This window comes from Streptomyces sp. NPDC007856, from assembly GCF_042868225.1.
Taxonomy (GTDB): Bacteria; Actinomycetota; Actinomycetes; order Streptomycetales; family Streptomycetaceae; genus Streptomyces.
In genome coordinates this window covers 1-26510 of record NZ_JBIAEC010000001.1, presented here as the reverse complement: position 1 = coordinate 26510, position 26510 = coordinate 1, and the positions used below count along the sequence as shown (strand labels likewise).

Sequence of the window (26510 nt, the reverse complement as noted above, 5' to 3'; positions counted from 1 at the left end):
AGGATGGAAGAGATTCAGTGCTCGCAGAGGGAGAATTCTCGTTCGTAGAGCTGCTCGTTGTGTTCGTCGACGAAGAACTTCCGTTCCTGCATGAGTTCTTCGCGGTAGTTCTTGGCCTGTTCAAGCGTCATGGTCGAGGTGTCGGACCATGGTTGTTGCGGTGGGACATCGGATGTCGAAACGATCTTTTCCGACGGGTCGACCAGGAAGAACGCGAGAATTTTGCGATGTCCCGGGCGGGTGTGGTCCATGAGGCGGAATGAGCCGACGCGGTGTTGCAGGATGTTCGGGAACGCCAGGCAGCGGCCCGCTGGTGTCGATGCCGATCCCAGCATCTGGTTCAGTGCGTCTTCGTCCTCCAGGCCATAGACCTCACGCACACCGTTGTCATCGCTCTGTTCGTAGTCCGGGTCGTCGAGTGCCGCCCGGAAACTCAGCCGGCTTTCGGTGATGTTCTCGCTGTCCCAGTAGTAGATGCCGGTCGCGACAATCCGCTCGTTCAACATCCCCTCGACATGCCAGGAACCGCCAGGGTACTCGGGCTTGTCCGGAGTGAGATGAATGGTGGCGAGCTTGACGATGATCTGGAGGCGGCGACCGCGCAGGTCGACTCGGGCGGATTCGTCAGGCAACTCGGGCGGGGTGAAGGCCGGGGCGTCCGGGATGACCGGGCGGCGGTTTTCCCACCAGTCGTCCTGGGCCTCTTCCCATGCACGGACGGCTTCTGCGTAGGCCCCGTCATCACTGTAGGAGGACTTGTTCGGATACTCCGGCTCCGAGTCGTACCACCCGAAGGGATCGGCCTCGATCCGCAGGGGCCGCGGATGGCGCAGATCGGTGAGCACGTTCTCCAGCAGCGGGCGAAAGCGCGCGAACAGGTCTGGCAGGACGGAAGCCAGTTCGCGATGAGTCTCGGGGTGGACGTTATTGACGTACGAACGGAAGGCGACATCGCCGTCGTCGCTGACATCGACGTCCGTGGGCAGCCACTGGAATTTCTCCGAGAATTCGTACTTCGAATAGCGGTCCGTCGGGTTCTGCCAAGCCCGCTCGGGCGCGCCGCTCACCCCTCTCACCAGGCAGAACAGTGAGGGATGAACCAGATCCAGTACCTGGCCGTCGGATCCAGGATGCCAGTCCTGTTCTGCTTCGGGGACCTGTTCCAGGACCCGAACCGCCTCGCGCAGCCGGGATCTGAGCTTGTCGTCGACCAGTGTGTCCGACTGCCACACCCCGTCGACGGCGGACACCTCGATGCCGGTTCGGCCGTCCCGCAGCGCGGCGTAATGCACGAGTTCGGCAAGCACGTAACGAACCTGCGCTTCGGTGAGGCCCTGGGCGACCGCTTCTTGGGTCCACCTGGCGACGATGCCGGCATCGTTCACCTTGTCGAACCACCCCGGCTTCGCCCGAATGTGTGCGCTGCACTGCATCATCTGAAGTTCCCGCAGCGTTCGCGGTGTCGCGAACGATATGGAACGGGAAGCATGAAAGGGCAGCGGGAAAGCAGGCAGGCCAGTCAATTCTGTCGGTCCTCCCAGTCGGTGTGCGGTGGCGGGAAGGATACTTCAGCAGACTGACACCGCAGCCGTGGCCCCTGTCAACGCCGTTCCGTGAGCCAGGAGTTCGACGTGGTCGCGTGATGCCCGGACGACCTCCCCCCAGCCAGGGCAATTTCTCCCCTGCTCTTAATTCGTCGCGGAGGCGTGGTGCGGCCGGTTGTGGACCAGGAGCGCCGAGGCGACGGCCGCGCACAGGAATACGGCGGTGATGACCGTCATGCCGGCGTGGACGCCGGAGGTGAAGGCGTCGCCGATCGCGGCGGTCACGTTCGGCGGGGTCGGGCGGTGGCCGCCGGTGCCTGTGGAGACGGCGTGTTCGACGGTGGGCCAGGCTGCTCGGGGGACGTGGTGAGCGGCGAGACGGGTGGGCAGTTGGGACTGGAGCCGGCCGGCCAGGAGGGCGCCGAGGAGGGAGGAGCCGGTGACGGATCCGATCTGGCGGAAGGCGTTGACGGCTCCGGAGGCCATGCCGGCGCGTTCATGGGAGACGCTGACCAGGGCGGCGGCGGTGCTCGGCGCGGCCACCATGCCGGATGCGGCGCCGAAGAGCACGTACAGCCACCACACCCGGGCATAGGGGGTGGCCGGCTCCAGCGTGGTCAGGCCGGCCGTGGCGGCGGCTCCGATGAGGAAGCCCAGGGTCAGCGGGAGCTTGAAGCCGGTACGGCGGATCACGCGTCCGGTCGCGTAGCTGACGACGACGTAGACGCCGAAGAAGGCCAGCAGCCGCCAGCCCACGGCCAGGGCGGACAGATGCTGGACGCGCTCGTAGAAGAGCACCGACAGGATGGCCAGCCCGGTGAAGCCGAACAGGGAGACCGCCGCGACGAACATGACGGCGCTGAACGACGCCGACCGGAAGAGGCTGATGTCCAGCATGGGCGTGCGGCCGGCGCGCTCGACGAGAACGAACCCGGTCAGGGCCGCGGCGGCGATGAACCAGGCAGTGAGGATCCGGGGGCTGGTGTAGCCGTCGTGTCCGCCTTCGATGAGGGCGTAGACGAGGGCGGCGATGCCCAGCACGGCCAGGACCTGGCCGGGGATGTCGAGTTTGCCCTCGGGGCCGCGCGATTCGGCGACGAAGACGGCGACGGCCATGGTCACGACGGCGAGGACGGCGGTCGACAGGAAGACCGTGTTCCAGTGGAAGTGGTCCAGCAGGGTGCCCGCGATCAGCGGGCCGGCGGCGAGTCCGATGCCGGAGGAGGCCGCCCAGACGGTGACGACTTCGGTACGACGGTGGGGGTCGGGGAACGTGGCTCCCAGGATGGCCAGGCTGTTGGGCAGGATGAGAGCGCCGCCGAGGCCGGAGACGAGCTGGCCGGCGATGACGCCCCCCGCCGAACCCGCGGTGTAGACGATGAGCGACCCGATGATCATGACCGCGGCGCCGGTGACGAAGGCGCGCTTGCGGCCGTAGAGGTTGCCGATGGTGCCCGCGGACATCACCAGGCTGGCCACGAGCAGGGTGTACGCGGAGGGGATCCAGACGAGGCCGGTCGGGGAGACGTGCAGGTCGTCCTGGATGGCCGACAGCGCCGACACCGAGGCGGTGATCAGCAGAAACGTCGTCATGGCGCCCAGGCACATCGCGATGAGCGTGACGGCGGCGGCGCCGCGGGAGGGCTGGTTCGGGGAAGGCCGGACACCGGTGGGCCGCTCGGCCGGCTTGAGCCGGCCCGGGGCGGGGGACGGGGTGGAAACCATGATGTCCTCGTCTCAGCCGAGCTGCGGGTAGAGGGCGGCGACGCCACCGGAGAGGCCCGCCTGGACCTGGCGGCTGAGGTCGTCCACGACGATCTCGGGCGCGCCGGCGGCGATGCCGTCCACGGCGGCACGGGCGACGTCCGCCGGGTCGGTCTTGGGATCGGTGACGTGGCGGGCCATGTCGGTGTCCATGTAGCCGACGTGCAGTCCGGAGACGGTGATGCCCCGGGGTGCGAGCTGCTGGCGCACCGCGTTGGTCAGGCTCCACTGCGCGGACTTGGCCGCGGAGTAGGCGCCCACGGTGGGGAAGGTGATCCATGACAGCACGGACAGGATGTTGAGGATGGAGCCTCCGCCCTGGGACTCGATCACCGGGGCGAACGCCCGGATCACGCCGAGGGTGCCCAGGTAGTGGGTCTCCATCTCCAGGCGTACGGCGTCCCAGCTGCCGGTCAGCAGATCGGCGCCCGTGGAACTGCCCGCGTTGTTGATCAGCACGGTGATGTCACCGGCCTCCTCGGCGGCCGCTGCGACAGAGGCGGGGTCGGTGACGTCGAGCCGTATCGGCTTCACGCCGGGCAGATCGATCTGGTCCGGTCGGCGGGCCGCCCCGTACACCGTGGCGCCGCGCGCGACCAGTTCCTGGGCGAGCGCCCTGCCGAGACCGCGGTTGGCTCCGGTGACCAGGGCGGTTGCTGCGCTGATGTCCATGGTTCTTCCCTCGGGAGCTGACTAATGCTTTCAGAAGTTAGCTACGACGTTATAGGCTGACTTTGGAAGAGGCAAGCCAGGCGGAGGGCTGAGAGATGAACGATCTGCTGAAGGAACGGGACGCCTGGTCCATGGCCAACTGCTCCATCGCCAGGACCCTGGAGATCGTCGGCACCAGGACGGCGCTGCTGATCCTGCGCGAGGCGTTCTTCGGCACCCGCCGGTTCGACGACTTCGCCAAGCGTGTGGGCATCGGCGAACCCGCCGCCTCCACGCGCCTGAAGGAACTCACCGCCGCCGGCCTCCTGGAGCGCGTGCCCTACCAGGAACCCGGCCAGCGGACCCGGTACGCCTATCAACTGACCGAGAAGGGGCGGGACTTCCTGCCCGTCCTCTCGGCGCTGCGGCAGTGGGGCGACACCTGGGCCGCCGACGAACAGGGACCCCCCGTGGTCGTACGCCACGAGAACTGCGGCGCCCCGGTACACGTGGTGCTGCGCTGCGACGACGGCCACGACGTGCCGATCGGTGGCACGTTCGTCGACGCCGGCCCGGGTCTCCTGCGCGTCGGCCCGGACACCCCCTGAACCCGCCGTCGCCGACCGGCGCACCCCACCGACTCACCCGCCCCCAAGGAGCCGCCCCCATGCCCGACACATCGAAGAAGTCCCAGGTCACCGGCGCGACCGGCGAGACAGGAGCGGAGATGCGCAGATCTCGCGTGTTCGGCTGGGAGGACCCCGCCCTTTCCGCCGAGGCCGTCCCCCACCACAGCGGTCTCGACTTCCTCCGCGAGATCCTGGCCGGGCGCCTGCCCGCCCCGCCGATCGCCGCCACCCTCGGCTTCACCCTGGAGGAGGCCGAGCACGGCCGGGCGGTCTTCGTACTGGTGCCGGGCGAGGAGCACTACAACCCGATCGGCAGCGTCCACGGCGGCGTCTACGCCACGCTCCTCGACTCGGCGGCCGGCTGCGCGGTGCAGTCCGTGCTGCCCCAGGGCATGGGATACACCTCGATCGACCTGACCCTGAAATTCCTGCGCCCGATCACCGTCGACACCGGCAAGGTCCGCGCCATCGGCACCGTCCTCAACAGCGGCCGCCGCACCGCCCTCGCCCAGGCGGAACTCCGCGACTCCGACGACCGGCTGCTGGCCCACGCCACCAGCAGCTGCATGCTCTTCCCGGTCCCGGCCCGCTGACCACCTCCGGTGTCGCCGGGAAGACGGGAGCGGAACACTGAGACCGAGACACCGAGAGCGGAACACCGCGACCGGAACACCGGGACCGGAACACCGCCACCTCCCACCCGTTGGGAACCGGCCCCGGTCGGTCTATCGTCGGAATTCTCAGGCCAGAACGAGGAGGACGGCCGGTGATGCCGCAGGACGAGGCCGTGGTCGGCTGTACGGGCAAGGTGCTCATAGGGACGCGGGGATCCGCGGGTCCCGGTGAGGTCCTGGTCCGGGTTCGAGGCGGCTCCGAAACGTTTCTGGCATGGTCCGAGGATCCCCTGCCCGCGGGCGCCACGGTCCTCGTGATCGAATCACGGGGATGCCGCGAGGTCGGCGTCATCGAGTGGGTGGATCCATTGGACGCGCTCGGCGGAGAGGCCGCCGGCGCAAGCTGAGGAGTACAGGTATGTTCGGATACCGCGTTCCCGCTCCCGACGAGGCGATGTTGATCTCGGGGGGCCGGCGGGGACTGGGGGGCGCTCCGTTCCGCGTGGTGACGGGCCACGGAAAGTTCGTGCTCCCGGTCTTTCGCAAGGTCCGGTTCCTCACCCTCTCCATGTGTGAGGCCGAGGTCACCGAAACCTGTGTGACCAAGCAGGGCATCTCGCTGCACGTCCGCGCGGTCATCGCCTTCAAGGTCGGCAACGACCACGAGAGCATCATCAACGCCGGCCAGCGCTTCCTCTCCGACCAGGAGCAGATGTCCGTGCTCACCGGCCGGATCTTCGCCGGCCACCTCCGGGCCATCATCGGCTCGATGACGGTCGAGGAGATCGTCACCGAACGGCAGAAGCTCGCCGCCGAGGTGCTGGACACCTCCAAGACGGAGATGGCCAAGATCGGCCTGATCGTCGACTCGCTGCAGATCCAGTCCATCGACGACGGCGACACCGGCTACATCGACGCGATGTCCGCCCCGCACAAGGCGGCGATCCAGCGGCAGGCCCAGATCGCCCAGGCCCAGGCCACCCAGGCCGCGGTCGAGGCGGAGCAGGAGGCGGCCCGCAAGCAGGCCGAGTACGCCCGGCAGACCGCGATCGTCAAGGCCGAGTACTCGGCCGAGGTGGACCGCGCCCAGGCGCAGGCCGCGCAGGCCGGACCGCTGGCACAGGCCCACGCCCAGCAGGAGGTGCTCGCCGCCCAGACGGAACTGGCCCAGCGCCAGGCCAAGCTGCGCGAGCAGCAGCTGGTCGCCGAGGTCGTCAGGCCCGCCGAGGCCGAGGCCGAGCGGGTCAGGATCCTCGCCGCCGCCGAGGCCCAGCGCATGAAGATCCAGGCGGAGGCCGCGGCCTCCTACGACCGGGTCGCGCTGGACCGGATGCTCATCGACCAGCTCCCGCAGATCGTGAAGGAGGCCGCCGGCGGTCTGTCCGGCGCCAACGTCAACGTCCTGAACGGCGCGGACGGCCTCGGCGAGATCGCCGCCGGCCTGGTGTCCCAGGGCCTGACGATCCTCGACTCGGTCCGGCAGGGCCTGGGCCAGGACAAGGACGGCCAGGGCGGCCAGGGCACCAGGGGTGACGTCAACGGCCTGCTCCAGCTGCACTCCGGCAAGGAGCGGAGGTCGGACGACGGGCCGGTGGACGTCGACTAGGCGCTCCGCCGGCCTGGCCGGTCCGGGTCGTCCTTCGTGTGCCGTGGTGGCTGGTCTCGCCCGCGCGGCGGTAGCCGCATGTCGAACACAGCCCAGCGCCCCTCAGGGGCGCTGATGTACGACCGTGATGTGGTATCCGGTACCGGCTCGCCGCCCGCGTCGATGCCGAGTCGTGCGTACGGCTCGGGGCCGTACAGGCTCGCGGGCACGCCTTCCGCCAAGGCCTCGGCGGCGGCCGGGTGCGCGGCCCGCTCGCGGAACCCGTGGGCGCCGCCGACATGGTCCGGGACGCCCGAGGTACAGGTGCGGACCGCCGGTCAGGTCCGGGCGGCGCCGGTCCGTCGTACCGCGTCCGCCAGCTCCAGCAACTCCCCCACCCTCCACTGGTCATACGCGTGCTCGCCGTACTTCGCGGCGAGCACGCCGCCGTCCGCGGCGATCAGGAAATCCGCGGGGAGGCCGAGCCGGCCGCCGTGCGGGCGGGACGCCGGGGGCCGCTCGCGGCCGCGCAGGATCGTCCAGGTACTGCGCAGCACCGCCCGCAGGATCGGCCCCCACACCCGTGGGTCCAGCAGCGCCCGGGGCGCCGACTCCACGCCGAACTCGACGTACAGCCGCTTGTCGGGGTCGGCGACGACGGCGAAGGGCAGGTCCGCCGTGTGGTCCCGCAGTTCCTCGGCGGGCGAGTGGAAGACGACGACCTCCCTGATGCCGGCCGCCTCGATCTCCGCGTGCCGCCGTGCGAAGGACCGCAGGTGCAGATTGCAGACGGGGCAGCCCGCGAAGCGGCGGAACTGGAGGTGGACCAGGCGAGCCGGGTCGGGCACGGGGAGCGGCGGGCCGAAGACCGGGGTGAGGTCGCGGGGGCCGAGCCGGGAGCCGGGGCCGAGCGGCCGCCGGGGCGTGGACGGGGACATGGGCAACTGCCTCCCTCGTGGGCACGGCACGGACGCGTAGGCGTATGTCGTACACCTACGAGCGTAAGCGTATGCCGTACGCTGTCAAGCGCCATGCCCCGACCCCGCTCCCTCACCCCTGACCGACTGGCCTCGGCCGCGCTCGCCGTCCTCGACCGCGACGGACTGGCCGGGCTGTCCATGCGTACGGTCGCCAAGGAACTCGGCATGAGCACGATGGCCCTCTACCGGTACGTGGCCGACCGCGAGGAACTGGAGCGGCTCGTCGTGGAGTTCGCGCTCGGGGCGGTCGACACCGGGGCCCCTCCGGCGGACCTGCCGTGGCGCGAGCGCGTCGAGGTGATGGTGCGGCGACTGCGGGACACGCTGCGCACGCATCCGTCGGCGATCCCGCTGTCGGTCGCCCACCGGCACCACTCCCGCGCCGTGCTGCGCTGGTCGGAGACGGTGCTCGGCATCCTCACGGACGCGGGCTTCGCGGGCGAGCGCCGGGTCGTGGCCCTGCGCAGCCTGGTCGCCTACGTCAACGGCGCCCTGCAGCTGGCGCAGCTCGGCTCCCTGTCGGGCGCGGGCACGGTGGCCATCTCCGCACTGGATCCCGAGGAGTTCCCGCTCATGTCCGCCACCGCGCGGCATGCCCAAGGCGTGGACCCCGAGCGGGAGTTCTTCGGCGGCCTCGCCGTGCTGCTGCGCGGCCTGGAGCCCTGAGGGACGCTCCCGGTTCAATCCAGCTGGAGCCGGTCCGCCAGGCCCGCCTCCTCGAACGCCGCCACCACGTCCTCGCGGGTCTCGGTGAAGTGGGCCCAGCTGTCGCAGTGGGCCGGGACCACCCGGCGGGCGGCGAGCAGCCGGGCGGCGGTGGCCGTCCCCTTGCCGTCGAGGACGAGGAGGGCGTCGTCGAGGACGGGCATCCGGGGTGCGCCGGCGAAAAGGACGGCGGTGTCGACGGGGGCGTACCGGTCGGCGATCTCCTGGACCAGTTCCAGGGAGGCGTTGTCGCCACTGACGTAGACGCTGGGCAGGTCGGCGGAGGTCAGCAGGAAGCCGGTGACCTCGCCGACGAGCGGCTCGGAGCCCTTGGGGCCGTGCAGGGCCGGGGCGGCGGTGACGGTGACCGTGCCGCCGTCGGGGCGGGGCAGGTCGACGGACTGCCAGGGCATGAGCGGTTCGGTGGTGCCGCCGAGCCGCGCGGCCGCCGCCGGCGTGGTGAGGGTGCGCGGGGTGGCGGCCAGCAGGGCGCGGCCGGAGTGGTCGAGGTTGTCGGCGTGCTGGTCGTGCGAGAGCAGGACGACGTCCACCGGGCCGAGTTCGGCGGCGCTCGTGCGGGGCGGGGCGGTCTTGGTCAGGGTGCGGCCGCTGGGGGACGGGTAGACGCCGGGGTCGTCGAAGGTGGGGTCGGTGAGGAGGCGGAGTCCGCCGTACTCGATGAGGACGGTGGGGCCGCCGAGGACGCGCACGGGAATCTCGCCGGAAACGGGAATCTGCTCGCCGGAATCGGCGCAAGGGGCGGCCATGGCGGTTCACCTCACGGATAGAAGAACTGGCATCCGTGAGGGACGCTACTCCTTTCTCACGGATGGCAGCAACCCGTACCATGAGAACCGTGAACCCCGTGCGCCCAGTGACCCCCGCCGACACCGAGGAGAGCGCCGAGCGGGCCGCCCTGCCGCCCGCGCCCGGCGCCGCCCGGCATCCCGCTCTCGACCTGGCCAACAGCCTGGTCGTCCAGCCCGGCGGACAGCGGGTCGACCTGCTCGACACGCCCGCCGCCGCCCAGCGCTGGCTGGTGGAGCGCGGGCTCGCGCCGGCCGACGCAGACCTGCGCGAGACCTGCGCGAGCCGGCTGCGCTCACTGCGTGACCGGATCCGCCCCCTGCTCGCGTCCCGCGTCGAGGGCCGCCCCGCCCCCGCCGACGCCCTCGCCGCCGTCAACGAGGCCCTCACCCTCGTCCCGGCCGCCCTGCTGCTGCACTGGTCGCCCGAGCGCGGCCTCTACCGCTCGACGGCCCACCCCACCACCCAGATCGTCGAACACGCGCTGGCCGCCCTCGCCGCCGACGCCGCCGACCTGCTCACCAGCCCCGACGCCGACCGCCTCACCGCCTGCGGCTCCGCCCCCTGCAACCGGTACCTGCTGCGCCACGGCCGCCGCCACTGGTGCTCCACCCGCTGCGGAGACCGCGCCCGGGCGGCCCGCGCCTACGCCCGCCGCACGGCACGGCCCCAGGGCGACTGAGCGCACCAGAAGCGTGGTGCGTGCACACACCTCTCCCACCGAAATGACATGGACCGTTCACCGGCGCTCCGTCTTGGGCGACCTGAACCGACAGCATTCGGCCATTGACTCTCCCCGCGCGGGGACCGCCGTCCTCGCACATGTCGCTGCATGTCGCTGCATGTCGCAAGAGGGGGCCACACGTGGTGTCCGCGGTAGAGGGGTCCGGCAGAGCGGAGCCCAGCAGACCTGAAGGACCGGAGCATCCCGAAAGCCCCCCGCCACGGCGGAGGTCGGCCGCCCGCGGCCTCGGGGACCGGATCTTCCGGTACCAGTTGACGGCCACCGGCCTGACCGTCCTCACGGTCATGGCGGCGATTGGCCTGTTCTTGTTGCTCAGGTCCGGACAGGCGCTGCGGACACGGGGATTCGCGTTCCTCACCACCGCCGAATGGCAGCCGGACGTCCACCGGTTCGGCATCGCCGCGGTCCTCACCGGCACCGTGCTGATCGCCGCCGTCGCCGTGACGATCTCCGTTCCGCTGGCCGTGGGCACCGCGCTGTTCATCTCCGACGTGGCCCCGCGCCCGCTGCGGCGCACGCTCGTCTCGATGGTGGACCTGATGGCGGCCGTGCCGTCGGTGGTGTACGGGCTGTGGGGGCTGTTCTTCCTGCAGCAGCATGTGATCGGTCTGTCGCGCTGGCTGAGCGACTGGTTCGGGTGGATACCGCTGTTCACGGTGGACGGCACCCAGCCGGGCGAGCCGCTCGCCTCCGAGAGCGTCTACACCGCCTCCACCTTCGTCGCCGGGATCGTCGTCGCCCTCATGGTCGCGCCCATCCAGTGCTCGGTGATGCGCGAGGTGTTCGCGCAGGCCCCGGCCGGCGAGCGGGAGGGCGCGTACGCGCTCGGCGCGACCCGCTGGGGCATGATCCGGGCGGTCGTCCTGCCCTACGGCAAGGGCGGCATCATCGGCGGCACGATGCTGGGGCTCGGCCGGGCGCTCGGCGAGACCATCGCCGTGTACCTGATCATCTCGCCGGTCTTCGTCATCCAGCCGCACATCCTGCAGACCGGCTCGAACTCCGTCTCGTCCCTCATCGCCCTGCACTACGGCGACGCCTCGACCTTCGGCATGTCGGCGCTGATGGCGGCGGGCCTGGCCCTGTTCCTGCTCACCCTGGCGGTCAACTTCACCGCCTCGTCCATCGTGGCCCGTTCGCGGTCCGGCGCACAGAGCGAGGCGTGACGATGACTGTCGTACAAGAGATCCGGGACGGCGTGGAAGAAGCCGCTCCCCGGGAAGCCGCGGCCGACGTCCCCGACGTACCGCGCCGCATCGGCGGCCCCACCCTGAGCGGGGTCCTCTCGCTCCTGGGCGCCGCCGCCTCGGGCCTGTGCACGGCCGTGCTGCTGTTCGGTGAACTCGCGCCGTTCTCCGGTGCGTTGGGATTCGCCGTCACCGCGTACGCCGTCTTCCTGCTCGTCTACGCCGTGCTCACCGGCCTGGAGGAGGACGCCCAGGCGGTACGGGACCGGGTGATGAGCGTCGTGCTGTGGACGGCGGGCGCGCTGATGCTCAGCGCGCTCGCGCTGGTGGTGGGCTTCACCGCCTGGCGCGGCCGCGAGGCCCTGCCGCACGGCAACTTCTTCACCCAGGACATGCAGGCGGCGGGCCCGCTGGACCCGCTGAGCAACGGCGGCATCGCCCATGCCATGCTCGGCACGCTCATCATGATCGCCATCGCCCTGGTGATCACGGTTCCGCTGGGCCTGGCCTGCGCCGTCTACCTCAACCAGGTCCCCGGCCGCTTCTCCCGTTTCGTCCGCACCATCGTCGAGGCGATGACCGCGCTGCCGTCCATCGTGGCCGGGCTGATGGTGTACGCCACCTGGATTCTCGGGCTCGGCATGCAGAAGTCGGGGCTCGCGGCGGGATTCGCGATCAGCGAGATGATGCTGCCGATCGTGATCCGGGCGGCGGACGTGGTGCTGCGGTTGGTGCCGGGCACGCTGACGGAGGCGGCGGAGGCGCTGGGCGCGCCGCGCTGGCGGACCGTGTGGCACGTGGTGCTGCCCACCGCGCGCTCGGGCCTGGCCACCGCGGTCATCCTCGGCACGGCGCGCGGCATCGGCGAGACCTCGCCGGTCCTGCTGACGGCCGGATTCACGGCCGCGCTGAACGCCGACCCGACCGACGGCCCGATGGTCTCCCTCCCCCTCGCGGTCTTCAACTTCGTCAAGTCCCCCCAGCCGACGATGATCGCCCGCGGTTTCGGCGCGGCGGCGGTGCTGATGGCACTGGTCCTGGTCCTCTTCGCGATCGCCCGCGTCATCGGCGGCCGGGGACCGGGCCACCAGAGCAGGCGCCAGGCGCGGCGGGCGGCACGCGCCTCCCGCCGCGACGTGGAGAGGTACGCCGAACTGCACTCGCCGGGACTGCGGCTGTTCGAAACCGGTTCCGCTGACCACACCGACGGAGAGACCCACTGATGCTCACAACACTCCGCAGACTGGGTATCCTGGCCGCCCTGCTCTGCGTCCTCAGCACGGCGACCCCCGCGGTCGCCGACAGCTACACCCCCATCTCCGGCGCCGGTTCCACCTGGGCGGAGAACGCCGTGGACGAGTGGCGCCGGGCGGTGAACCAGTACGGCATGCGGATCAGTTACGCCGGCACCGGCTCGTCCGACGGCCGCCGGCAGTTCCTCAGCGGCACGGTCGACTTCGCGGTGTCGGACATCCCGTTCCAGACCCACCCGACCGACGGCTCCGCCGCGGAGCGCCCGGCGCCGGGGTCGTACGCGTACATGCCGATCGTGGCGGGCGGCACCGTGTTCATGTACCACCTGACGGTCAACGGGCAGCGGGTCACCAATCTGCGGCTGTCCGGGGACAACGTCACGAAGATCTTCACGGGGGTGATCCAGGCCTGGGACGACCCGGCGATCAAGGCCGACAACCCCGGGCTCCAGCTGCCCCACCGCACGATCGTCCCGGTCGTCCGCTCCGACGGCTCCGGCTCCACCGCCCAGTTCACGCTGTGGATGGCCAACCAGCACAGGGCGCAGTGGCAGGCGTACTGCAACCGCGTCGGCCGCTCCGGCGCCTGTGGGCAGACGTCGTACTACCCGACGGTCCCCGGCATGATCGCCCAGTCCGGCGACCTCGGCGTGGCGGGCTATGTCGCCCAGAACTACGGCGAGGGCGCGATCGGTTACGTCAACTACTCCTACGCGCTCAACGCGCACTACCCGGTCGCCAAGGTCCTGAACCACGCCGGCTACTACACCGAGCCGACCCCGCAGAACGTCGCCGTCTCGCTGCTCAAGGCGAAGATCAACACGGACAGGAGCAGCCCGGACTACCTCACCCAGCAGCTCGACGGCGTCTACAACGACACCGACAAGCGCAACTACCCGCTGTCCAGCTACTCGTACATGATCCTGCCGCTGAAGGTGCAGGGCACCTTCACCCAGGACAAGGGCAAGACGCTCGGCGCGTTCTCGTACTACTTCATGTGCCAGGGCCAGCAGCAGGCACCCGACCTCGGCTACTCCCCGCTGCCGATCAACCTGGTGCAGGCGGGCTTCGACCAGATCCGGCGGATCCCGGGCGTGCGGGCGCAGAACATCAACATCAAGAACTGCAACAACCCCACCTTCACCCCCGACGGCCACAACCGGCTCGCCGACACCGCGCCCTACCCGGCCGCCTGCGACAAGCTGGGCGCCGCGCCGTGCACCACGGGCAGCGGCGGCGCCAAGGAGGGCGGCAGCGGCGGGAGTTCGGGTGGCGCCTCCGGCGGCACGGGCGGCAGCGGCGGCGGCGGCGCGAACGGCGGCTCGGCGAACGGCGGCGCCGCGAGCGGAGGGTCGGCCGGCGGCACCGGCGCGGCCGGGGGAGGCGGGGCCGGCAGCGGGCAGCCGTCCATCGACCCCGACACCGGTCAGACCATCGCGCCGGGCGGCGGCTCCGCGGGGAGCGGCGGCACCGCGGCGGCCGGCGGGACCATCGCGCTCGCCCAGCCGGTCGCCCTCGCCGCCGGGCACGGCTGGACCACCACCCAGACCCTGATGCTGCTCGCCGTGATCCTGCTCCTCGGCCTGCTCCTGCTGCCGTCCCTGGTGTCCCGGCTGATCGGCGCCCACTCCGGACTCGGCACCGCCGACGGCCGCAACGGCGAGGGGAGTTCCCGGTGACCCGGCTGCCCACCCGTGTCCGCCGCGCCCTCACCCGGCTGCTCGCCGGGGCCGCCGCCGGCGCCCTGGCCGGGCTGGCGCTCGCCCAGGCGGCCCCGTCCGCCACGGCGGCCGCCGACGGCACCGGCACCGCCGACGGCCGCAACGGCGAGGGGAGTTCCCGGTGACCCGGCTGCCCACCCGTGTCCGCCGCGCCCTCACCCGGCTGCTCGCCGGGGCCGCCGCCGGCGCCCTGGCCGGGCTGGCGCTCGCCCAGGCGGCCCCGTCCGCCACGGCGGCCGCCGACGGCACCGGCTCCGCCGTCACGGTCTCCGGGCGCGGCGAGTTCAAGGACATGAGGTTCACGGTGGACCGCACCACCCACCTCACCAGCCAGGCGATCAAGGTCTCCTGGACCGGCGGCACCCCGACCACGTTCGCGGGCACGCTGTTCAACACGGACTTCGTGCAGATCATGCAGTGCTGGGGCGACGACGACCACACCGTGCCGGGCAACCCGGGGCCGCCCCGCACTCAGTGCCAGTACGGCGGCTCCCCGACCACCGACCGCGGCAACTGGCCCGGCAACGGCCAGGACGACACCCGCCAGGTGTTCTACAGCGCCGACCCCACCAACTACGGCCAGGACGACGTCTACGGCGCCGCCGACCCCAACGCCCCGGCCGAGGTGCCGTTCAAGGCGGTGGACGGCACGGTCATCACCACCAACACGCAGAACAACCCCTACTTCAACCGCAACACCACCAACGAGGTCGACTTCGCCCGCACGGGCGCCGACGGCACCGGCCAGGAGTACTTCGAGGTGCAGACCGCGAACGAGGCCCCGCACCTGGGCTGCGGTGTCCCGGTCACCCGCAACGGCGTCACCACGCCCCGGCGCTGCTGGCTGGTGATCGTGCCGCAGGGCCGTCTGGACCTGGACGGCAAGCCGTACGCCGACCACAGCCAGGTCAACGCGGGCTCCCCGGTCTCCTCCACCAACTGGCGCAACCGCATCGCCGTCCCGCTCGACTTCAACGCGGTCGGCGCCAACTGCGCGCTCGGCGCCAAGGAGCGGCCCACCCTGGGCAGCGAGCTCGCCACCGACGCCATGACCAGCTGGCAGGCGGCCCTGTGTCCGGCCGGGAAGGTGTACGGCTACACCGAGATGGGCGAACCGGACGTCCGCGACCGGCTCACCCGCAGGGGCGACACGGGCCTCGGCTTCACCACCCGCGCCCTGGGCGCCGACTACGGTACGACGGCCCCGTCCGGCACGACGGCATACGCACCCGTGGCCCTGTCCGGCGCGGTCATCGGGTTCACCATCGAACGCAGGCCGAAGGCCGGGGCACCGGAGGACATCCGGAAACTGGCGGGCACCAAGGTCGAGTCGCTCAGGCTCACGCCCCGCCTGGTCGCCAAGCTGCTCACGGAGTCGTACCGCAACTCGCCCTGGGGCGCGGTCGTCGGCGGCAGAACGGCCAAGGGCTACGACTGGGCGAGGAACAACCCGGCGGGACTCGCGAGCGACCCGGAGTTCATCGACCTGAACCCGGAGTTCGCCCACCTCTCGGTCGCCGAGACGCCGGCCACCGACACCGACCTGCTGACCTCGCTGGGCCACAGCGACAGCGCCCGCGCGCTGTGGCAGTGGATCCTCGCCGACAAGCAGGCACGGCAGTTCCTCGCCGGGGTCTCCGACCGCTGGGGCACGCAGGTGAACCCGTACTACAGCACCAACCCGGACGTGAACCCCACCGGCGCCCCCTTCGACCCCGAGCACACGGACGACTACCCGAAGTCCGACCCGTGGTGCACGGTCCCGCCCGGAACCGACGCGCCCAAGGACGACACGCAGTGCATGACCGACTTCCACCCCTACGTAACCGACATGCACGCCGGTGCCCTGCACACCCGGCGGGCCGACGTGCTGTGGAAGTCGACCTGGGACCCGCTGGCCAACCCGCCCGCCTACAAGCTGCCCGGCCCGCAGACGGTCGGCTCCCGGTTCGTCATCACGGTCACCGACGCGGCCTCCGCCGCCCGCTACGGCCTGCAGACCGCCCGGCTGCGCAACGCCGCCGGTGACTTCGTGGCCCCGACGGCCGCCTCCCTGACCGAGGCCGCCAAGAGCGCCTCCGGCAAGGGCGTCGCCGAGATCACGCCGGCCGGCGCCACCGCGAAGGGCGCCTACCCGCTCGCCCAGCTGGTGTGGGCGGCCGTGCGCCCGGGGTCGTTGAAGGCGGACGCCCGCGCGGACTACGCGGCGCTGCTGCGGTACACGGCCGGCGCCGGCCAGGTCCAGGGCGCCGACCCGGGCCGCCTGCCCGCCGGGTACGCCCCGCTCTCCCGCGGCCTGCGCGAGCGCGCCCTGAAGGCCGCCGACGCGCTGGCGCACTACACCGGACCGGGACCCGCCGGGGACGGCGGCGGCACGAGCGGCGGCACCGTCGGCGGCGGCTCCGGGACCATCGGCACCGGAGGTGGTTCGGGCGGCGTCATCCCCCGCGGCCCCGGCGGTGACGGCGGCACGGGCGGCAAGGCCGGCGGCGCGGACGGCGGCAGCGGCAAGACCTCGGCGTCGCCGGGCGCGCAGGCGTCGTACGACGGCGGCAAGGCCGTACAGACCACCGCCGCCGGGACCACCCCCGAAGACCCGGCGAACCCGCTGCGCTGGGCGGTACCCGCCGGGGCCGCGCTCGGTGCCGCCGCCGGCCTCGGCGCACCCTTCGCCGGCGGCCGCAGGCTGCGGCTTCCCCTGCGGGTGACGCTGCCCGGCGGTCGCACGGTGACGGTCGTACCGGCCTTCACCCTGCCGGAGAGGCTGCGCCCGCCGCGGCCCTGACCTCCGGCCCCCAGACGGCCGTCCGCCCCGACAGGCACTCGGGGCGGACGGCCCGTACCACCCTGCCAGATCCCCCTCTCACACCCGACGCACAATCGTCAGGAGACTCTCGATGCGCAGAACGCGCTCCACGGCGGCGCTCGTCGCCGCCGCCGCGGTGGCCGGCGGCCTGGCTCTGGCGAGCCCCGCCCACGCCGATCCCACCCCCGCCGGGACCTTCCGCAAGCTGGTCGGCGTGGGCTCCGACACCACCCAGGACGTGCTCAACGCCCTGGCCGGTGACACGGTGAACAACAAGAGCTACGCCGACACGGCCGTGAAGTCGGCGAGCGGCGCGGGCATCGCCTCCTACGACGCGATCGAGCCCGGTACCGGCTCCACCACCTCCATGATCCAGACCCGCTCCGGCGGCCCGTCCTTCCTGCGCCCGAACGGCTCCGGCAAGGGCCGCCTCGCGCTGAGCGAGTCGCTGACCGGCGACAAGTACCCCGACTCCGCCGGTGCCGCCATCAAGAACCAGGTCGACTTCGCCCGCTCCTCCAGCGGCCCGAGCACCTCGGGCACCGCGCTGACCTACATCCCGTTCGCGCGGGACGCGGTCGGCGTCGCCGTGAAGGGCTCGGCGCTGGACAACCTCACGGTGGACCAGCTGCACGACATCTACTCCGGCACGCTCACCACGGTGAACGGGCAGACCGTGCACCCGAGGATCCCGCAGAGCGGCTCGGGCACCCGCAAGTTCTTCCTGTCGGCGATCGGCCTGACCGACGCCACGCTCTCCCCGGACATCCCGACCGTCCAGGAGAACCAGGCCGACAGCGCGGTCGAGCAGGACGGCAACCTGGTGCCGTTCTCCGTGGGCAGCTGGATCGCCCAGAACAACGGCGTCGCCCCCGACTACAGCAAGCAGGCGGCGGCCGACGGGGCGCACCTGGCGGCCGTGCAACTGCCCGGCGACACCGGTGCCACCACCCCGGTGATCACGGTCAACGGCAAGCTCGCCCCGGTCACCGCCTACTACGAGAACGCCACCTTCGGCCGTGACGTCTACAACGTCGTGCCGTCCCGGGCGATCGACCCGACCAGCATCTTCTTCGACAAGGACCTCTACGACGTCTTCGTCAGCAGCGGCAGCCACAGCGCCGCGCTGGCCTCCGACGGCGCCGAGAAGGTCATCGCCGACTTCGGCTTCGTCAACGAGCCGTACAACGGCTCGGTCAGCGTGGCCAAGCACGCCAAGCTGGGCGGTCTGGAGGAGTCGGGCGTCGACGCCTCCACGCCCGCCAAGCCCGGCCTGAAGGCGACCCCGGGCGACGCGAGCCTGAAGCTGTCCTGGACGGCCCCGGCGGCCACCGGTCTGCCGCTGACCGACTACCGGGTCACGCTGACCGGGTCCGACGGCAGCGTGGTGGCCGTCAAGGACCTCCCGGCGGGCACGACGTCGTACACCTTCACGGGTCTGGCGGCCGGCGCCTACACCGGCACCGTGACGGGCAACAACCTCAACGGCACCGGCGCTCCGGCCAGTTGGACCGGCGCGGTCAGGTTCGCTAGCACCACGCAGGCGACGACCACGACCACCGCCTACGGCAGGACGCCCAAGGTCTCCGTCACCGTCGCCGGCTCGCACGGCGTGACCGCCACCGGCAAGGTCACGGTGACGGAGGGCAGCACGGTCCTCGGCACCGGCACCCTGGACGCCTCCGGCAAGGCCACCGTCGCCCTGCCGAACCACCTCAAGGTCGCCACGCACACGCTGACCGTCTCCTACGCGGGCAGCGGCAAGCTCTACTCCTCCCACACGACGACCAGCCTGAAGATCGTCAAGGCGACCCCGTCGGTGAGCACCTCCGCCCCGACCTCGATCAGCCACACCGCCCAGGCCAAGGTGACCGTCAAGGTCAGCGCGACCGGCACCACCCCGACCGGCACCGTGCGCGTCTACGAGGGCTCCAAGGTCCTCGCGACCGGCACGCTGAGCGGCGGCAAGGTGACCATCACCCTGCCGAAGCTGAGCCGCGGCACGCACACGCTGCACGCCTTCTACGCCGGTTCCGCCTCGGTGAACTCCAAGGCCGGCGCGAACTTCACCGTCAAGTCCACCTGATCCACCCGACCCGCGCGGCTGCCGGGGAGCCCGCCCCGCTCCCCGGCAGCCCGCCGAACCGACGAAACGTCCAGTGAAGGAGGCAGGCCGCCGTGACCGTCGCCGCCCCCGCCGCGCTCGCACCGGCCGCGCCCGGCGCCCGGGTCCGCGGCCTGACCGCCGTACGGCATCTCGCCCGCGGCGCCCTGCTCAGCCTGGCCGCACTGCTGCTCGGCAGCACCGCCCAGCTGCTGGTGCTCAGCGGCATCCAGCAACACAACGCCCAGCACGCCGCGTTCGACGAGCTGCGCGACCAACTCGCCCTGGGCACCGCCCCGGTGGCGCAGACCGACCAGCAGGGCAGACTGCTCGCGCCCGGCACCCCGGTCGCCCTCATCGACGTACCCGAGCTGGGCCTGACCCAGGTCGTGCTGGAGGGCACCGACTCCTCGGTGCTGACCGACGGCCCCGGACACCGCCGGGACACGCCGATGCCCGGGCAGTCCGGCACCAGCGTGCTGATGGGCCGGGCGGCCGCGTACGGCGGCCCGTTCGGGCACCTGGCCGAGCTGGCGGCCGGGGACACGTTCACCGTGACCACCGGCCAGGGCAAGGCGCGCTACCGGGTCGCCGACGTCCGCCGGGCCGGTGACCCGGCACCCGCGCCCCTGGCCTCCGGCAAGGGCCGGCTGGTGCTGGTCACGGCCACCGGTCCCGGTTTCATGCCGAGCGGCGTCCTGCGCGTCGACGCCGACCTGGTCTCGGCGCCGTTCCAGACCCCGGCCGCGGTGATCCGCTCCGGCACCCTGCCCGGCTCCGAGGAGCCGATGGCCCGGCCCTCCGCGGTGCCGTGGCCGCTGGTGATGTGGCTGCAGGCGCTGCTGCTCGCGGCGGTCGCCGCGGTGTGGACCTGGCACCGCTGGGGCCGCCACCAGACATGGCTGGTCTTCGCCCCGGTCCTCGCGGTGCTCGGCCTCCAGGTCGCCACCCGCGCCACCGAACTCCTCCCGAACCTGCTGTAGCCCTCCCCGAGCAACCTGCCGTAGCCCGCACCGAGCTCTCCGTCACCGAGGTGGCCCCATGACCGACACCGCCGTACTCCCCGCGACCGATGCCCCGCCCGCCCGGCCCGCCACCCTGGAGGCCCGCGCGGTCTCGGCCTGGTTCGGCAGCCACCAGGTGCTCAGCCGGGTCTCGCTGACCATGCCGGCGGGCCGGGTGACCGCCCTGATCGGCCCCTCCGGCTGCGGCAAGTCCACGTTCCTGCGCACCCTGAACCGCATGCACGAGCTGATCCCCGGGGCGGCCCTGGGCGGCGAGGTGCTCTTCGACGGCGAGGACATCTACTCCCCCGAACGCCGGCTCACCGACGCCCGGCGGAGCATCGGCATGGTCTTCCAGAAGCCGAACCCGTTCCCGGCGATGTCGATCTACGACAACGTGGTGGCGGGCCTGAAACTGACCGGCACCCGGGTGGGCCGCCGCGAGAAGGACGAGCTGGTCGAGGAGTCCCTGACCCGGGCCGGTCTGTGGAAGGAGGTCAGCGACCGCCTCCGGCAGCCCGGCGGCGCGCTCTCCGGCGGCCAGCAGCAGCGCCTGTGCATCGCCCGCGCCCTCGCCGTACGCCCCCGGGTCCTGCTCATGGACGAGCCGTGCTCGGCGCTCGACCCCACCTCCACCCGCCGGGTCGAGGAGACGATCCAGGACCTGCGGGACGAGGTCACGATCGTGATCGTCACCCACAACATGCAGCAGGCCGCCCGCGTCTCCGACCAGTGCGCCTTCTTCCTCGCCGAGCAGGGCACGCCCGGCGGGATCGTCGAGCACGGCCCCACGGAGCAGATGTTCGGCTCCCCGGCGGACGCACGCACGGCGGACTATGTGGCGGGCCGCTTCGGCTGATCCGCCCGCGCACCAGGTCCCCGAACACACCCGGCGCACCGGCCGGGGAGTGACAGCCGACACACCGCGCGGCGTTGTCCGGACGTCCGCGGCGCCGACCCCGGCGGACCCTACGTATTGTAGGTTCCCAACCGCCGGCGGTCGCAGGGCTGTCCATTCGTCTGTTCATCGGGGGATTCATGCAGGACATGGAAACGGAGGCCGACGGGCAGGTCTGTGCGCGCAGTCTGGCACCGACGCTGACCCTGCTGGTCGTCAGCCTTCTCGTCGCCGCCGTCGGCGTGTACGAGCTGTGCGGGTTCGGGCTGCACAGCCTCGACCGGCGGCCGCATCTGTTCAGTGACGGGCTCGCGACCGGCGGGGTGATCGTCGCCGCGGTCGCGGCCGGCGCGGCGGTGGGAAACCTGGCCTGGCATCTGGCGGCGGCCCGGCGCGGCGGGGGAAGGTCCGGGTAAGAGGCGCCGCACGGGAAGGTCCGGGTAAGAGCGATTGTAGGTACGCTCCTCTGCGAACACGCCCCAACCGGGCTACCCTACAGGCTGTAGGGTCAGGGTGGCCCCGACCGGGGTCTCCCCGTCCCCCTTCCCCCCAAGGTGACCAGTCACCATGCCCGCTCAGCAGCAGACCATGCCCACCCCACAGGTCCCCGCACAGCGCGGCACGCGTCGTGCGCCGCGGCTGCCCGTGCCCGGCCCCCGCCTGCGCGCCCGGGCGGCCTCGGCCACCGTCTGGTACCTGCGGCTGATAGCCGTCTTCAACATCATCGCGGTCATGTCGCTGCCGTTCCGCAAAGAGGTGCAGGAACACAACGACGGCAAGCTCTTCACCGCCCGCCACGTGCACGCGCACACACACCACGCCGGCCAGTTCTTCACCCCGTACCTGGCCACCGCCGGCCTGGCCTCGGCCGCGGCGGCGATCTTCCTGGCACTGGTGATGCGACGCGGCAAGCGCGCCGCCTGGGTGGTCAACCTGCTGTTCGCGGGTCCCCTGTTCGTGCTCTATCTCCTCGCGCTCACCCAGCACCCCTTCCGCGACCACGCCTTCAACTGGGTCTCCACCGCCCTCACCGGCCTCTTCGTGGCAGCGCTGCTGATCGGCCGCCGTGAGTTCAACGCCATCGGCGACCCCTCCAACCCGAAGCTCGCGCTGGCCGTGGGCGCCGGCGGCATCCTGGTGACCGGCGGGCTCGGCACGCTGCTCGTGCACGCCACCAACAAGCTGCCCCGCGCCCCCTGGGGCGAAGAGCTCGCCTACACCCTGCTGCGCGGCATCAGCGTCGGCCCGCTCGCCGACCGGGTCGACTCCGTGCACGCGCCCCGCTGGGCCGACATCATCATCAACGTCCTGCTCGCCGCGGCCTTCCTCCTGGTCCTGTACGCCTGCTTCCGCTCCCCGCGCGGTCGCCGACGGCTCACCGATGAGGACGAGACCCGGCTGCGGGCCCTACTCGACAAGCACGGCGCACGCGACTCCCTCGGCTACTTCGCGCTGCGCCGCGACAAGGCCGCCATCTTCTCCCCCACCGGCAAGGCCGCCATCACCTACCGCGTCGTCGGCGCCGTCTCCCTCGCCTCCGGCGACCCGATCGGCGACCCCGAGGCCTGGCCCGGCGCCATCGACGCCTGGCTCGCCGAGGCCCGCCGGCACGCCTGGACCCCGGCCGTCATGGGCGCGAGCGAGGAGGCCGGCACGATCTACGCCCGGCACGGACTGGACGCCCTCGAACTCGGCGACGAGGCGATCGTCGACATCGCCGACTTCACCCTGGAGGGCCGCGCCATGCGCGTGGTCCGCCAGGCCCACAACCGGGTCAAGCGGGCCGGCTACACCGTGCGCATCCGCCGCCACGAGGACATCCCCGCCGACGAGATGGCCCTGCTCATCGAGCGCGCCGACCACTGGCGCGACGGCGCCACCGAACGCGGCTTCTCCATGGCCCTCGGCCGCCTCGGCGACCCGGGGGACGGCCGCTGCGTGATGCTGGAGTGCCGCGACGCGAACGACGAGCCGCGCGCCCTGCTCAGCTTCGTCCCCTGGGGCGAGCACGGCCTGTCCCTGGACCTGATGCGCCGCGACCGCGACTGCGAGAACGGCCTGATGGAGTACATGGTCGTGGAGCTGCTGCTGCGCGCGAAGGAGCTGGGCATCCAGCGGGTGTCGCTGAACTTCGCGATGTTCCGCTCGGTCTTCGAACGCGGCGCCCGCCTGGGCGCGGGCCCCGTCCTGCGCCTGTGGCGCTCAACCCTCACCTTCTTCTCACGTTGGTGGCAGATCGAGTCCCTCTACCGCGCCAACGCCAAGTACCGCCCGGTGTGGGAGCCGCGCTTCCTGCTCTTCGCCAAGAGCAGCGACATCCCGAGGATCGGTCTGGCGAGCGCCCGGGCGGAGGGCTTCCTCGAACTGCCGGGGATGGGCGGCCGGCAATCCTGAGCCGCACGCCAACCGCAGGTCACCGTCGTACGACGCCGATCCGGCACGCTGCAGGCCCACTACCGGCCGGCAGGGTGCCGACGGAGAGGAAGTACGGGAGCCGGGTCGGCCGGTACGCCTGCTCAGCCGCCCCGGTGCTCAGCCGCCGACCGTGAAACCGATCACCGCTCCGCCGCCCTCCCGCCGGAAGGCGAACGGCGCTCCGCCATGGGCCATGGCGACCTCGCGGACGATGGACAGACCCAGCCCCGACCCCGGCAGGGAGCGCGCGTCGGCGGCGCGGTAGAAGCGGTCGAAGATCCTGATCAGGTCGCCCTCGGCGATACCCGGCCCCCGGTCCAGCACCTCCACCCGCACGGTCCCCGTCCGCGCGGGCCCGGTGATGTTGACCTCGATGGGCCCCTTGCCGTATCGGTCGAACTTGGCCGCGTTCTCCACCAGGTTCGACATGGCCCGCTGCAGCATCCCGGGCCGCCCGTCGGTGATCGTGTCACCGCTGGTGCGCAGCAGGATCTCGCGCCCGGTACGGCGTCTGGCGAGCCCCACGACGTCCTCGGCGATGTCGGCGAGGTCCACCCGCTGCGGCGGCTCGGTGTCGGACTGCCCCGCCGCGAGGTCGACCAGCTCGTTGACCAGGTCGGTCAGCTCCCGCGCCTCCTGGCTGAGGTCGGCGACCAGTTCCTCCCGGGTGGCGGGGGGCAGTTCGTCGATGCGGCGCAGGAGAGAGATGTTGGTGCGCAGGGACGTCAGCGGCGTACGCAGCTCGTGCCCCGCGTCCTGCACCAGCCGTCGCTGGTCCTCCTCGGACTGCGCGAGCCGGCCCAGCATCCGGTCGAAGGCGCGGCCGAGGCGCCCGACCTCGTCCAGCCCGGCCACCGGCACCTCGATGCCCAGCCGGCGGGTGCGGGCCACGTCCTCCGCGGCGGAGGTGAGGATCACCAGGCGCCGGGTGATCCGGCGGGCCAGCCACCAGCCGAACAGTCCGGCCGCCACCACGACCGCCGACATCAGGATCAGCGTCCGCTGCTGCAGCGTCCGCAGCAGATCCTCGGTGTCACTGAACTCCTGCGCGACCTGGACCGCGCCCCGCCCGTCGCCGAGCGAGACGGTGGCGATGCGGTACACGTCCGAGTCCACCGGCACGTCCTTGTGCTGGACCACCTTCCCGGCCGTCATCGCGAGCGCCATGGCCTTGTCGCGGGAGGTGACGGGCAGGCTCGGGTTGCCGTGGTCCACGATCTGCCCCTGCGCGCCCAGCACCTGCACATCGGTGCGGGCGGGCCGGACCAGGTCGTGCCCGGGGCGGGAGGAGGAGAAGTCCTCGGGGACCATCTCGTGCTGCCGCACCTCGCCCCGCACGTCCTGTACGACCTGCGTGAACACCGACTGCTGGTCGACCCGGACGAGCCGTGCGGCGCTGCCGTACGACAGGATGCCGACGAGGATCGTGACGGCGGCGGTGACGGCCGCGAAGGAGACGGCGAAGGTGGTGCGCAGGGAGACCAGCTTGGGCCGGCCGGGGGCCAGCAGCCGCCGCAGGCGGCCCACCTAGTCCTCCCGGAGCACGTAACCCACGCCCCGCACGGTGTGGATGAGCTGCGGGGCGCCGGGCTCGTCGAGCTTGCGGCGCAGGTAGCCGACGTAGACGGCGAGGTTCTTCGAGCCGGGCCCGAAGTCGTAGCCCCAGATGCGGTCGTAGATCGTGGAGTGATCGAGCACGATGCCCGCGTTGCGCACGAGCAGTTCCAGCAGCTCGAACTCGGTTCGGGTCAGCTCCAGCTCGCGCTGGCCGCGCCAGGCCCGGCGGGCCTGCAGATCCATGCGGATGCCGGCGGCCTCGACCTGCCGGTCGGAGATCTGGACGTCCCGGCCGCCGTTGTCGCCGCCGGTGGCGCCGCTGCCGGCGGGCACCGGGCTGGTGCGGCGGAGCAGGGCGCGCAGCCGCGCGAAGACCTCCTCGACGTCGAACGGCTTGACGACGTAGTCGTCGGCGCCGGCGTCCAGGCCCGCGATCCGGTCGGCGGTCTCCACGAGGGCGGTGAGCATGAGGATCGGGGTGCGGTCGCCCTCGGCGCGCAGCACCCGGCAGACCTGGAGGCCGTCGATCCCGGGCATCATCACGTCGAGCAGGAGGACGTCCGGCGGCGTCTTGTGGGCCTGTGCCAGCGCCTCGACGCCGTCGGCCACCGCCGTCACCTCGTACCCCTCCAGGGTCAGGGCACGCTCCAGGGCATGACGGATGGCACGGTCGTCTTCAGCGAGCAGCACAGTCTGGGGCACGCACCCAGTTTGCCAAGGCCCGCAGCGGTTCGGTCGAGGCGAGCGGACCTACGATCACCCTTTTTACCCCCCTCTCACCGTCGGACGGGCAACCCGGCCCGCCGCCCTACCGTCTTTTCACCTTGCCTGAGCGCCCGGGCTAGGCGCCGAGCCGGGCGAGCTGTTCCTCGAACGGCACGACCTGCGGCTCGGCCTGCTGCCCGGCTCCGCCCGCCCCCAGCCCCGACATCAGTGCGGCCAGTTCCCCCGCCGCCCGCTCGATCCGCCCGGCGAGCCCTTCCTCGCCCCAGTCCTCCGACGCCGCGTACACCGCCGTGGGGACGATCACGGCCCGCAGATAGGCGAACAGCGGCCGCAGGGCGTGTTCCAGCACCAGCGAGTGCCGGGCCGTGCCGCCGGTGGCCGCGAGCAGCACCGGCTTGCCCACCAGGGCATCCTTCTCCAGCACGTCGAAGAACGACTTGAACAACCCGCTGTACGACGCCGAGAACACCGGTGTGACGACGATCAGCCCGTCGGCGCTCGCCACCGCGTCCTGCGCGGCGGCGAGCGCCTTCCCGGCGAACCCGTTGGTGAAGTTGTGCGCGATCTCGACGGCGAGGTCCCGCAGCTCGATCACCTCCACGTCCGCCTCCGCCCGCCGCGCCACCGCGGCGGCCAGCCGGTCGCCCAGCAGCCGGGTGGAGGAGGGGACGCTCAGTCCCGCGGACACGATCACCAGCTTCATACGGCGCTCGCCTCCTTCGCTGCCAGCAGGGACCGGTGGGTCGGCGCCTCCGGCACGTCCGCGGGCCGACCGTTCGCGAACTCCTTGCGCAGCACGGGCACGACCTCCTCGC

24 protein-coding genes and 1 pseudogene are annotated in these 26510 nt (G+C 71.9%); 16 read left to right on the top strand and 9 right to left on the bottom strand.

The features are described from left to right. Positions 1–14: 14 nt before the first annotated feature. The 3 genes from ACFYOH_RS00125 to ACFYOH_RS00115 form a co-directional block, all read right to left on the bottom strand. Positions 15–1523, bottom strand: a complete 1509-nt coding sequence (locus tag ACFYOH_RS00125) for a DUF4246 domain-containing protein (protein WP_388619267.1) — start codon at positions 1521–1523, stop codon at positions 15–17. A gap of 165 nt (positions 1524–1688) precedes the next feature. After that, positions 1689–3269 carry an MFS transporter gene (locus ACFYOH_RS00120; protein WP_388619264.1) on the bottom strand — a complete coding sequence of 527 codons (1581 nt, stop codon included), beginning with the start codon at positions 3267–3269 and terminating at the stop codon, positions 1689–1691. Positions 3270–3281: 12 nt separating this feature from the next. Further along, positions 3282–3980, bottom strand: a complete 699-nt coding sequence (locus ACFYOH_RS00115; RefSeq protein ID WP_388619261.1) for an SDR family oxidoreductase — start codon at positions 3978–3980, stop codon at positions 3282–3284. A gap of 95 nt (positions 3981–4075) precedes the next feature. On the opposite strand from ACFYOH_RS00115, the gene ACFYOH_RS00110 reads away from it, so the two are divergent. The 4 genes from ACFYOH_RS00110 to ACFYOH_RS00095 all read left to right on the top strand — a co-directional run bounded on the left by ACFYOH_RS00110 (position 4076) and on the right by ACFYOH_RS00095 (position 6808). After that, positions 4076–4567, top strand: a complete 492-nt coding sequence (locus tag ACFYOH_RS00110; RefSeq protein WP_388619259.1) for a winged helix-turn-helix transcriptional regulator — start codon at positions 4076–4078, stop codon at positions 4565–4567. Positions 4568–4686: 119 nt separating this feature from the next. Further along, positions 4687–5181, top strand: a complete 495-nt coding sequence (locus tag ACFYOH_RS00105; protein ID WP_388621007.1) for a PaaI family thioesterase — start codon at positions 4687–4689, stop codon at positions 5179–5181. 176 nt (positions 5182–5357) lie between these two features. Beyond that, positions 5358–5609 carry a hypothetical protein gene (locus tag ACFYOH_RS00100; RefSeq protein WP_388619257.1) on the top strand — a complete coding sequence of 84 codons (252 nt, stop codon included), beginning with the start codon at positions 5358–5360 and terminating at the stop codon, positions 5607–5609. Positions 5610–5620: 11 nt separating this feature from the next. Next, on the top strand, positions 5621–6808 hold the full coding sequence (locus ACFYOH_RS00095; RefSeq protein WP_388619255.1) for an SPFH domain-containing protein: 1188 nt from the start codon (positions 5621–5623) through the stop codon (positions 6806–6808). A gap of 317 nt (positions 6809–7125) precedes the next feature. Here ACFYOH_RS00095 and ACFYOH_RS00090 read toward each other — a convergent pair whose 3' ends face one another. After that, on the bottom strand, positions 7126–7725 hold the full coding sequence (locus ACFYOH_RS00090; protein WP_388619253.1) for a peroxiredoxin-like family protein: 600 nt from the start codon (positions 7723–7725) through the stop codon (positions 7126–7128). Positions 7726–7818: 93 nt separating this feature from the next. On the opposite strand from ACFYOH_RS00090, the gene ACFYOH_RS00085 reads away from it, so the two are divergent. Then, positions 7819–8433, top strand: a complete 615-nt coding sequence (locus tag ACFYOH_RS00085) for a TetR/AcrR family transcriptional regulator (protein ID WP_388619250.1) — start codon at positions 7819–7821, stop codon at positions 8431–8433. A gap of 14 nt (positions 8434–8447) precedes the next feature. Here ACFYOH_RS00085 and ACFYOH_RS00080 read toward each other — a convergent pair whose 3' ends face one another. Next, positions 8448–9239, bottom strand: a complete 792-nt coding sequence (locus ACFYOH_RS00080) for an MBL fold metallo-hydrolase (protein ID WP_388619247.1) — start codon at positions 9237–9239, stop codon at positions 8448–8450. 98 nt (positions 9240–9337) lie between these two features. On the opposite strand from ACFYOH_RS00080, the gene ACFYOH_RS00075 reads away from it, so the two are divergent. The 11 genes from ACFYOH_RS00075 to ACFYOH_RS00025 all read left to right on the top strand — a co-directional run bounded on the left by ACFYOH_RS00075 (position 9338) and on the right by ACFYOH_RS00025 (position 23391). Then, positions 9338–9961, top strand: coding sequence for a CGNR zinc finger domain-containing protein (locus tag ACFYOH_RS00075; protein WP_388621005.1), 624 nt, complete (start codon positions 9338–9340; stop codon positions 9959–9961). 140 nt (positions 9962–10101) lie between these two features. After that, entirely contained in the window at positions 10102–11190 is a 1089-nt protein-coding gene (gene pstC, locus ACFYOH_RS00070) for a phosphate ABC transporter permease subunit PstC (RefSeq protein ID WP_388619245.1), read from the top strand. Positions 11191–11192: 2 nt separating this feature from the next. Further along, positions 11193–12434: a phosphate ABC transporter permease PstA gene (pstA, locus tag ACFYOH_RS00065; RefSeq protein WP_388619243.1), complete on the top strand. Its 1242-nt coding sequence runs from the start codon at positions 11193–11195 to the stop codon at positions 12432–12434. Then, positions 12434–14143, top strand: coding sequence for a phosphate ABC transporter substrate-binding protein PstS (locus ACFYOH_RS00060; RefSeq protein WP_388619240.1), 1710 nt, complete (start codon positions 12434–12436; stop codon positions 14141–14143). Before pstA ends, ACFYOH_RS00060 begins: the two co-directional genes overlap by 1 nt. Next, positions 14140–14310, top strand: coding sequence for a hypothetical protein (locus tag ACFYOH_RS00055; protein ID WP_388619239.1), 171 nt, complete (start codon positions 14140–14142; stop codon positions 14308–14310). The genes ACFYOH_RS00060 and ACFYOH_RS00055 overlap by 4 nt, the downstream gene beginning before the upstream one ends. Further along, positions 14307–16970 carry a hypothetical protein gene (locus ACFYOH_RS00050; RefSeq protein WP_388619236.1) on the top strand — a complete coding sequence of 888 codons (2664 nt, stop codon included), beginning with the start codon at positions 14307–14309 and terminating at the stop codon, positions 16968–16970. The genes ACFYOH_RS00055 and ACFYOH_RS00050 overlap by 4 nt, the downstream gene beginning before the upstream one ends. Before the next feature lie 112 nt (positions 16971–17082). Beyond that, a complete protein-coding gene (locus ACFYOH_RS00045; RefSeq protein WP_388619233.1) occupies positions 17083–19077 on the top strand; it encodes an Ig-like domain repeat protein in 1995 nt (664 codons plus the stop codon). A 92-nt stretch (positions 19078–19169) separates the two neighbouring features. After that, positions 19170–20078 carry a sortase gene (locus ACFYOH_RS00040; RefSeq protein WP_388619230.1) on the top strand — a complete coding sequence of 303 codons (909 nt, stop codon included), beginning with the start codon at positions 19170–19172 and terminating at the stop codon, positions 20076–20078. A gap of 58 nt (positions 20079–20136) precedes the next feature. Continuing rightward, positions 20137–20958: a phosphate ABC transporter ATP-binding protein PstB gene (pstB, locus tag ACFYOH_RS00035; protein WP_388619228.1), complete on the top strand. Its 822-nt coding sequence runs from the start codon at positions 20137–20139 to the stop codon at positions 20956–20958. Positions 20959–21137: 179 nt separating this feature from the next. Continuing rightward, positions 21138–21413, top strand: a complete 276-nt coding sequence (locus ACFYOH_RS00030) for a hypothetical protein (protein ID WP_388619226.1) — start codon at positions 21138–21140, stop codon at positions 21411–21413. A gap of 151 nt (positions 21414–21564) precedes the next feature. After that, entirely contained in the window at positions 21565–23391 is a 1827-nt protein-coding gene (locus tag ACFYOH_RS00025; RefSeq protein ID WP_388619223.1) for a phosphatidylglycerol lysyltransferase domain-containing protein, read from the top strand. A 138-nt stretch (positions 23392–23529) separates the two neighbouring features. On the opposite strand, the gene ACFYOH_RS00020 is transcribed toward ACFYOH_RS00025, so the two are convergent. From ACFYOH_RS00020 to ACFYOH_RS00005, 4 genes and pseudogenes are all read right to left on the bottom strand, one after another. Further along, positions 23530–24939 (bottom strand): ATP-binding protein, encoded by a 1410-nt coding sequence (locus ACFYOH_RS00020; RefSeq protein WP_388619221.1) that lies wholly within the window; start codon positions 24937–24939, stop codon positions 23530–23532. Then, the gene (locus tag ACFYOH_RS00015) at positions 24940–25671 is read right to left on the bottom strand and encodes a response regulator transcription factor (protein WP_388619217.1); all 732 of its coding nucleotides are present in this window, start codon (positions 25669–25671) and stop codon (positions 24940–24942) included. A 139-nt stretch (positions 25672–25810) separates the two neighbouring features. Further along, positions 25811–26398, bottom strand: a complete 588-nt coding sequence (locus ACFYOH_RS00010) for a CE1759 family FMN reductase (protein ID WP_388619214.1) — start codon at positions 26396–26398, stop codon at positions 25811–25813. Then, positions 26395–26510, bottom strand: a pseudogene (locus tag ACFYOH_RS00005) (5,10-methylene tetrahydromethanopterin reductase); the annotation flags it as partial. The gene ACFYOH_RS00010 and the pseudogene ACFYOH_RS00005, both read right to left, overlap by 4 nt.